Genomic DNA, 7,582 nt, shown 5'->3' on the forward strand with positions numbered 1-7,582 from the left:
GCCCGGTTTCGCAGATAGTGATGTCGAACCCCATGCCAGCCAGGTTCTTCGCGCATTTCCGCGAGGCTGACCGGTCGATGTCGTAGAGCCTCAGCCGGTCGATGCCGGTCAGAGCCTTGAAGGCGATCGCCTGGAATTCCGATTGGGCGCCGTTGCCGATGATGGCCATGGTGCGCGCGCCGCTCGGCGCCAGATACTTGGCCGCGACAGCTGACGTGGCGGCGGTACGCAGTGCCGTCAGGATGGTCATCTCGGTGAGCAGCATTGGGTAACCGCTGCCGACATCGGCGAGCACGCCGAAGGCGGTGACCGTCTGCAAACCCTGGCGCATGTTCTTGGGATGGCCATTGACATATTTGAAGCCGTAGAGGCGACCATCGCTTGTCGGCATCAGCTCGATGACGCCGTCATGGCTATGCGAGGCGATGCGAGGCGTCTTGTCGAAAAGTTCCCAGCGACGGAAGTCTTCCTCGATATAGCCAGCGAGCTCGGTCAGGAAGCGCTCGACGCCGATGGCGATCACCAGCTTCATCATTCGGTCGACGCTGACGAAGGGGACGATGTTCAGCTTTGCCGTGGTCATGATCAAAAGCTCCCGGAATGGCTGCGGGTCGGACGGTCCATGATGCGGCGGCCCATCAGGCTCGCCGTCAGGTCGACCATCAGCGTCGCGGTTCGGCCACGCTCGTCCAGAAAAGGGTTCAACTCGACCAGGTCGAGGCTGGAGACGAGGCCGCTGTCGGACAGCATCTCCATCACCAGATGCGCCTCGCGGAACGTCGCGCCGCCGGGAACCGTGGTGCCGACCGCGGGCGCGATCGACGGGTCGAGGAAGTCGACGTCGAGACTGACATGCAGCAGCCCGTCCTCCGCCGATACACGCGCCAGGAAGGCGCGCAGCAGCGGCGCTATGCCATGTTCGTCGATCGCGCGCATGTCGTGCACGGTCACGCCCGCCTGGTTGAGCGCGCTGCGCTCGGCCGGGTCGACACTGCGCAGGCCCATGGTGCAGACGCGCTTGGGATCGACCGCTGCCGGCAGATCCGGAAAATAGCCACCGAAACCCGGCTGGCCACTGGCGTAGGCGAGTGGAACACCATGCAGATTGCCGCTGGCGGTGGTGTCGAGCGTGTGGAAGTCCGGATGCGCGTCGAGCCAGAGCACAAACAGCGGGCGGCTGGCTTCTGCGGCTCGGCGGGCGAGGCCCGATAAGGTCCCGGCCGAGATCGAATGGTCGCCGCCGAGAAAGATCGGCATGGCGTCCTCGCTCGCCGCGTATGCGGCCGCGGCAATGGCGGACGTCCAGGCCGATATCTCAGGCAGGGCCTTCAGCGCCAGGTTGCCGTGCGAAATGCGTCTCGCTGGAATTGCTTGGATGGCGCCCATATCCTCGACAGCGTGGCCGAGGCCGGACAGCACCTCAGAAAGCCCGGCCGTCCTCAGGGCACTCGGCCCCATTTCGCATCCCATTCTGCCAGCGCCGTCCTGCACCGGCGCCCCGACGATTTTGCAACGCATTGTTTTTCCCATGGCCCAAGTTCGAATGACCGCGAGAAGATCATGGCGAGCCGGCGATATGAACAGGCAGAATTGGCAATTCGAGAAGCATTGTCTATCGTAATGGCAGCAAAACTGATCAAAGTGGTAACTCCGATGGATGCACTGGACGAACGGCTAGTGACCTTGCTGCGGCATGATGCGCGCCGCAGCGTGTCGGATCTCGCCATCGATCTAGGTGTCTCGCGCGCCACGGTCAGGGCACGTATGGAGCGGCTCGAACGGTCCGGCGATATCATCGGCTACACGGTGGTGCTGCGCGCCGACGCCGTCGATCAGCGCATCCGCGGTATCATGCTGATTGAGATCGAGGGCCATGCCGCCGACCGCGTGGTCCGGGCGCTGGGCGGCTTCCCGGAAGTCTCGACAATCCATACCACCAATGGCCGCTGGGATCTGGTGGTCGAGCTTGGGACCGCATCACTGACTGATTTTGATGCGGTGCTGCGCCGCATCCGACTCATAGCCGGCATAACGGGCAGCGAAACCAGTCTGCTCCTGGCCACGCCGCGGACTACCCGAGCACGATTGACCTAGTTCTGAAATAAGCAGAGGGTCGACGGCTAAGCCGCCTTACCATCTCAGGGTCAGCGCAAAAGCGAAAATCACCAAGGCAACTAAAATAGTGATTGCTGGAGCTCGCCACGGGGAAACGTGAAGGAAGCTTTGAGTTCTCGTGAAAACTGGTTGGCGAGGGGGACGCCTGCGAGAAGGGTTCATTGAAAATTGGTCCGCATTGAGTGATTCTTAGTCGTTCGCTATTTAGGGTCTGAGTACCTCGATCGTAAATTTCATGGCGGCCGGGATCTGGTGTGAACCGCTATTCGCAGTCGTTCCTGGACGTCTCGCTAATCGCGGCGACGCGCCTCACGTCAGTCGTTCCATCTGATATTGTCGCACTCCACACCGGCATCGGGTCCGAACTGAGTGGGTCACGTCCCATGTTAACCTGCTAACAATAGGCGAGCTTGTAGAGTGTCCCGGCCAGCACCTTGATGCCGTCGACGATGTCATCGATCGAGGAGAACTCCTCAGGTGTATGGCTCCTGCCGTCCTTGCTCCTGACGAATATCATCCCGGCCCGGGCGATCCTCGACATCTGCTGTGTATCGTGGCTGCCGCCACTGGAGAGTGCGCCCAGCCTGACGCCCTGCTCCTCCGCCGTCGCCTTGATTGCCGCAACGATTTCGGGGTGACAGATCAGGGGCTCTTGGTTCTCAACCACCGTGATCTTCACTTTGAGGCCACGGCGATCCGCGACCTCCCGGATCAGATTTTCGTGCAGGGTATAAAGCCGCCGCACAGCATCTGGATCAGGATGCCGGGCATCGATCATGAAAGTGACTTTCGCAGGTATGATGGAAGGCAGGTTGGGTTCGACGCTGACTTGCCCCACGGTTGTCACCGCCGGCCTTCCCCAACGTTCCGCCGTCGAGATGAGACCGCCGGCGATTTCCGCAAACCCCGCCATCGGATCGCGGCGCGCATCCATCGGAAAGGCGCCGGCATGATTTGCCTCTCCGGTCAGTTCCACACGATAGTGGCGCAGTCCGTTGATCGCCGTGACGAGGGCGACTCCAAGACCAGCAGCTTCGAGCACGGGGCCTTGCTCGATGTGCAGCTCGATGAACGTGTCGATATCATCGCGCTCCACCTTGCCGAGGTCGGCGGGATCAAGCCCGACAGCCTTCATGGCTTGGCCAATCGAAACACCGTCGCCGTCTACCAGCTCGTCAAGTTCGCGCGGCTCGATGCAGCCGGTTATGGCGCGCGAGCCCCAAAGGCTTGCCGCAGGGAAACGGCTTCCCTCTTCCTCGCAAAGTGCTAGTACTTCCAATGTCCGGCGCGGCTTACCAAACTGCTTTGCAAGCGCGTCAACCGCAACCAGCGCTGCGATCGCGCCCAAGGCACCGTCATAGCGGCCCCCGGGCGTCTGGCTGTCGATATGCGATCCGGACACGATCGAAGGCCCGGGCTCTTCACCGTCAAGCCTTCCCCAGACATTGCCGACCGCGTCGCTATGCACAGCCAAACCCGTTTCTCTGCACCATTCAGCGAACTGGTCGGCTGCCGCGACCCATTCCGGCGAATACACGGTGCGCCAGACGCCGGTTCCGCTGTGTGCTCCGAACCTGCCGAGGTCGAAGATCAGCCGTTCGACATGTTCAGGGTCGACATTGATCGGTTGTGCCACGTCGTTCTCCCTTGCCGTCCACCCAGCCTGCACGGCGGTATGGGGCTCGTCGTTTCTCTTTTCAGAAAGGTCAGTTGCCACATCTCATAACCAATCACGAGCCGCCCGTCTTATGAATGCTTTCTGGTATCGACACAGATCGGAAAACAGCATGACGATTGAATTCATTGCCGGGCCTAATGTGGAAGGGCTTGCAATTTCGGAAGCGGTCCGCGCCGGCGATTTCGTATTCTTGTCGGGCCTTGCCGGCTTCGGGCCCGACGGTGAAATCGTCACCGGCGGGGTAGCAGCCGAGACTGATCGCATTATGCTGGAGGTGAAAGACATCCTGCAGCGGGCGAGTCTGCGCCTTTCGGACATCGTTAAGGTCAACGTCTATTTACGCGAGTCAAAGGACGCGAACGAGTTCAACACCGCCTACGCAAAATACTTCCCGGACTCTAAACCGGCGCGAATCGGCACCGTCGCCGAACTGCTCTACGGCGGTCTGGTCGAACTGGAAGTCGTCGCCTACGGTGCGAAGCCGGAGGGCCGCGATGAACAGTGACGGTCAATTGAACAACCGCCTTTCGCGCAGATATTCGTCGATGCCTTCCAGACCGCTTTCCAGATGATGCGGGTCGACGCCGAAGCCAACGCGGATATGACCCTCGATACCGAACCAACTGCCGGCGCAAACGAACACGCCCTTGGCACGGCGCAATTCTTCCACGAAAGTCTCTGACGGGATGTTCATCTCGTAGCGAAGGAACGCCATGCCGCTTGCTTGCGGAACGACCCAGGACCATCCATCGCGCCCTTCGAGCCACCCCGCTACCCGCTGACGCCCGGCGATAAGGATTTGGCGGCCGCGCGAGAGCAACTTGCTCCGCACGGGCTCGCCGAGCGCTCTCTCGGCAACGAACTGCGAGACCACGCCAGTGCCGATACTCGTGTAGTCCTGAAACCGATGGCCTTCCGCTACCAGGGTTTGCGGACCGATCATCCAACCCATCCGCAGTCCAGGGCAACCGAAGGATTTCGCCAGTCCTCCCGTCACGATGACCCGTTTGCCCATCCCAAAAATGGTTGGCGCATCGGTGGAATCGATCTCCGAGCCGCGATAGATTTCGTCGACATGCAACCAGATACCCGTGCGATCGCTCAGCTCCGCGAGCGCCCGCCGGGACGATCGGGTGAGCGTTGTACCGGTCGGATTGTTGGGGTCGCAGAGCGTGATCAGCTTGGTGCGCGGGCCAATTGCCGCTTCCAGCGCCGTGATATCGGGCTGCCAGCCATCGCTCGGTCGCAACGCAATCTGCGTGACGTCGATCCCCAGGCTGTGAGCAAGGCCGGCGATCTGCATGAAGTTTGGCACGACAACGATGATGTGGTCGCCGCGCTCGGCGAGCGCCATCAAAGTCAACAGGTTCGCTTCCGACGAGCCGTGAGCGACCAGCACGTTTTCCGAAGCCGCACCCGGGTACCAATCGGCGATCGACTGGCGCAGCGATGGATTGCCATCCGTGTATCCGTAGCCCAGAGGGAGTGCGGCAAGCTCCGCTAATTCGGCTGCAGACAGGATTTCCGAGATAGCTGCGGGGTGAACGCCGCTCTCCGTCAGATTGATGGCGACATCGTTCTCATAAAGCGTCTGGCTTCGTTCAAGGACGAAAGTGGGAATCTGCATACGGCACTCCTCAAGTTGTTCGTGCGACCACCGCTTTGGCAATCATGATGTCCTGCACGGCCACACCGGTCAGATCGGCCACCGTGATGTCTTCGGGCGACCGCCGTCCCGCCTTTCCAGAAATGACATTTCCGAGCTCGACGACATCCTCTCGTCTCAAGACACCGGCCGCTATCGCGGCGTGAATCTCTCCACGTACCAGGCACTGCGGTATACTGTCGGCGACAACCAGGGCGGCCGACTTCAGGATCATCGGATCGATTTCGTTCTTTTCGGGTGTGTCCGAGCCCATCGCAGTGATGTGTGTGCCGGGCCTAATGGAGCCCGCGAACAGATAGGGCTGGTGGGCCGCGGTCGTCGTGACGATCAGCTGCGACGAAGAGGCAACCTCTTCTGGGCTTGCTGCCACTCGAGCGCTGTAGCCCATCCGCGCGATATCGCGCACGGCTTCAGTCGCCCGCTCGACATCACGCGCCCACAAAACGAGGTCACGGCATTGCGTCACCCGGCGTAAATAGTCGGCCTGCAGGCGCGCCTGCACGCCGGCGCCACAAATGCCAATCGTCTCCAACCGCGCAGGTGCCAGGTGACGCGCAACGACGGCGCCTGCAGCGGCGGTCCTGTGATTGGTGAGTTCCCCTTCTTCGAGAAGGATGCAAAGAACCTGACCCGTCTTCGCGGACAGCACCAGCATGCAACCGGAGAACGGCGGCAGACCTAATTTCGGATTGTTGAAGAACCCCGTTGCGAGCTTGACGACGAACACGTCGTCGCCGCGCACGGCGCCATATTTGATGTGAAGCTCACCGCTTTCGTCCGGGAAAAGGAGTTCGCCTACTGGCGGGACCTCGACCTTTCCCTCGGACAGGGCAACGAAGCCACGCTCGATTTCGGCGACGACATCGATGTCCGGCAGCGCTTTCAGGATTTGCTCAAGCGACACGATCTTCGTCAATTTCATCTCCCCGAGCAGAACCAATCAATTTGATAGCGCCGCACCGCCCTAGCATGGGACCTGACGACGCTTGGTTGCCTAGTTTGGAAACCTGGCTTTCGGAATTAGGTAACGCATACAACCCCGGCTGCACTAACCTTGGAACCGCAGAAAGGCCGGAGGGCATATGCGGCGCGAAGTAGTTTCGCAATGGATAGCCCGCCTCGGTTGCGACGAGAAAGATCGCCGGGTGGACCCAAGGGATGCCACATCGTCAACTTGCGGCAGATGCCCGCATAATCCAGGGGACAAAAAATGAAAAAGAAATTGCTTGGCTTGGTCGCGGTACTCGGAATTGTCCTGATGCCCGCTCTGGCCGTGGCGGGGGACGTTACGTTCGCCACCGAAGCCGCATATCCGCCCTTCAACTTTCGAGCCGCGGACGGCTCGATAGCGGGCTTTGAAATCGAACTAGGGAATGCTCTCTGCAAGAAGATGGACCGGAACTGCACCTTCGTAGCCCAGAATTGGGACGGCATGATCCCGGGTCTGCTGGTCAAAAAGTTCGATGGCATCTTTGCCTCGATGACCATCACCGAGGAGCGTAAAAAGCAGATCGACTTTACCGATCCATACTATCAAACAGCGGCTGCGTTCGTTGCGTCCGACGGAACCAAGATCGACTTCGCCGACAAGGCTCTGGGTGGACTGAAGATCGGCACCATTCCGGGTGTGGCGCAGTGCTATCTGGAGAAGACCTATCCGAATGCCAGCGTCCAGGTTTACCAGAACGCTGAAGACATGTTCCTCGACATTGCTGCCGGCCGACTGGACGCGGTTTTCTCAGATCGGATCCAGCTCGATTTCGGCTTGCTGAAGACCGAGCGCGGCAAGGGTTTTGCGTTCCAGGGTGACCCTGTCAGCGAACCCGGTTGCTTCGGTGCAGGCATTGGGATCGGCCTCCGAAAAGACGACACCGAGCTTCGTGAGGCGTTGAACAAGGCGATCAAGGAGGTTCGCGCCGATGGGACCTATAAGACGATCAACGACAAATATTTCAGCTACGACATCTTTGGCAAGTGAACACGTACGCTCTCGAGTGTAACTATAGACTGTAAAGGTGATTGTGGCTGAAACTGCCGACTACCTGCCGTTTGTGTTGAAGGGCGTCTACGTCACGATTGCGTTGAGCGTCTGCTCGCTCGTGGTGGCCACGGCACTGGGCCTG

General features: G+C 60.3%; 8 protein-coding genes. 3 read left to right on the forward strand and 5 right to left on the reverse strand.

The annotated features are described in order from the left end of the window. Both EN925_RS14990 and rocF read right to left on the reverse strand, forming a co-directional pair. Positions 1-583: ornithine cyclodeaminase (locus EN925_RS14990; RefSeq protein WP_128336659.1), on the reverse strand; the 583-nt coding region annotated here is incomplete at its 3' end. 2 nt (positions 584-585) lie between these two features. After that, the gene (gene rocF / locus EN925_RS14995) at positions 586-1,518 is read right to left on the reverse strand and encodes an arginase (protein ID WP_127368295.1); all 933 of its coding nucleotides are present in this window, start codon (positions 1,516-1,518) and stop codon (positions 586-588) included. Positions 1,519-1,653: 135 nt separating this feature from the next. Here rocF and EN925_RS15000 point away from each other — a divergent pair, with 135 nt between their 5' ends. Further along, positions 1,654-2,094 carry an Lrp/AsnC family transcriptional regulator gene (locus EN925_RS15000; protein WP_038644816.1) on the forward strand — a complete coding sequence of 147 codons (441 nt, stop codon included), beginning with the start codon at positions 1,654-1,656 and terminating at the stop codon, positions 2,092-2,094. 415 nt (positions 2,095-2,509) lie between these two features. Here the strand turns inward: EN925_RS15000 and EN925_RS15005 are convergent, their stop codons facing one another. Next, entirely contained in the window at positions 2,510-3,832 is a 1,323-nt protein-coding gene (locus tag EN925_RS15005) for a Zn-dependent hydrolase (RefSeq protein WP_245487225.1), read from the reverse strand. Positions 3,833-3,902: 70 nt separating this feature from the next. Here EN925_RS15005 and EN925_RS15010 point away from each other — a divergent pair, with 70 nt between their 5' ends. Further along, entirely contained in the window at positions 3,903-4,298 is a 396-nt protein-coding gene (locus tag EN925_RS15010) for a RidA family protein (RefSeq protein ID WP_164753785.1), read from the forward strand. A gap of 3 nt (positions 4,299-4,301) precedes the next feature. On the opposite strand, the gene EN925_RS15015 is transcribed toward EN925_RS15010, so the two are convergent. Beyond that, a complete protein-coding gene (locus tag EN925_RS15015; RefSeq protein WP_127388711.1) occupies positions 4,302-5,420 on the reverse strand; it encodes an aminotransferase class I/II-fold pyridoxal phosphate-dependent enzyme in 1,119 nt (372 codons plus the stop codon). A 10-nt stretch (positions 5,421-5,430) separates the two neighbouring features. Then, entirely contained in the window at positions 5,431-6,375 is a 945-nt protein-coding gene (locus EN925_RS15020) for an ornithine cyclodeaminase family protein (protein WP_127385224.1), read from the reverse strand. 294 nt (positions 6,376-6,669) lie between these two features. On the opposite strand from EN925_RS15020, the gene EN925_RS15025 reads away from it, so the two are divergent. Continuing rightward, complete coding sequence (locus tag EN925_RS15025) at positions 6,670-7,437, forward strand: transporter substrate-binding domain-containing protein (protein ID WP_127369635.1); 768 nt, start codon at positions 6,670-6,672, stop codon at positions 7,435-7,437. Positions 7,438-7,582 lie beyond the last annotated feature (145 nt).

It is taken from the genome of Mesorhizobium sp. M7A.F.Ca.US.006.04.2.1, from assembly GCF_004022915.1.
Lineage (GTDB): Bacteria > Pseudomonadota > Alphaproteobacteria > Rhizobiales > Rhizobiaceae > Mesorhizobium > Mesorhizobium ciceri.

Coding starts and splice junctions, on each gene's coding strand:
- rocF (WP_127368295.1), bottom strand. CDS start 1,518: ATGCGTTGCAAAATCGTCGGGGCGCCGGTGCAGGACGGCGCTGGCAGA.
- EN925_RS15000 (WP_038644816.1), top strand. CDS start 1,654: ATGGATGCACTGGACGAACGGCTAGTGACCTTGCTGCGGCATGATGCG.
- EN925_RS15010 (WP_164753785.1), top strand. CDS start 3,903: ATGACGATTGAATTCATTGCCGGGCCTAATGTGGAAGGGCTTGCAATT.
- EN925_RS15015 (WP_127388711.1), bottom strand. CDS start 5,420: ATGCAGATTCCCACTTTCGTCCTTGAACGAAGCCAGACGCTTTATGAG.
- EN925_RS15025 (WP_127369635.1), top strand. CDS start 6,670: ATGAAAAAGAAATTGCTTGGCTTGGTCGCGGTACTCGGAATTGTCCTG.